At 51.9% G+C, this 1,044-nt stretch carries 1 rRNA gene; it reads right to left on the reverse strand.

Annotated features, from left to right (window positions below):
* A 23S ribosomal RNA gene (locus tag HNR53_RS23075) occupies positions 1-1,044 on the reverse strand; the annotation flags it as partial.

The raw sequence follows: 1,044 nt of genomic DNA on the forward strand, positions 1-1,044 counted from the left end.
ACGGGGTCATTTTGCCGAGTTCCTTAACGAGAGTTCTCTCGCTCACCTTAGGATTCTCTCCTCGCCTACCTGTGTCGGTTTGCGGTACGGGCACCTTCTTCCTCGCTAGAGGCTTTTCTTGACAGTGTGGAATCAGGAACTTCGGGATAAATCCCTCGCCATCACAGCTCAAGCGTACGCAAGCGGGATTTGCCTCACTTGCACTCTAACTGCTTAGACGCGCTATTCCAGCAGCGCGCTTACCCTATCCTCCTGTGTCCCCCCATTGCTCAAACAAAAGTGTGGTGGTACAGGAATATCAACCTGTTATCCATCGCCTACGCTTTTCAGCCTCGGCTTAGGCCCCGACTAACCCTGAGCGGACGAGCCTTCCTCAGGAAACCTTAGGCATTCGGTGGATGGGATTCTCACCCATCTTTCGCTACTCATACCGGCATTCTCACTTCTAAGCGCTCCACCAGTCCTTCCGATCTGGCTTCAACGCCCTTAGAACGCTCTCCTACCACGGACATCGTAGATGTCCATCCACAGCTTCGGTGATACGTTTAGCCCCGGTACATTTTCGGCGCGGAGTCACTCGACCAGTGAGCTATTACGCACTCTTTAAATGGTGGCTGCTTCTGAGCCAACATCCTGGTTGTCTAAGCAACTCCACATCCTTTTCCACTTAACGTATACTTTGGGACCTTAGCTGGTGGTCTGGGCTGTTTCCCTTTTGACTACGGATCTTATCACTCGCAGTCTGACTCCCATGGATAAATCTTTGGCATTCGGAGTTTGTCTGAATTCGGTAACCCGATGGGGGCCCCTAGTCCAAACAGTGCTCTACCTCCAAGATTCTTACACATGAGGCTAGCCCTAAAGCTATTTCGGAGAGAACCAGCTATCTCCAAGTTCGATTGGAATTTCTCCGCTACCCACACCTCATCCCCGCACTTTTCAACGTGCGTGGGTTCGGGCCTCCATCCAGTGTTACCTGGACTTCACCCTGGACATGGGTAGATCACCTGGTTTCGGGTCTACAACCACATACTAAATCGCCCT

This window comes from Bacillus benzoevorans, from assembly GCF_014207535.1.
In the GTDB taxonomy this organism is placed as follows: domain Bacteria; phylum Bacillota; class Bacilli; order Bacillales; family Cytobacillaceae; genus Bacillus_BD; species Bacillus_BD benzoevorans.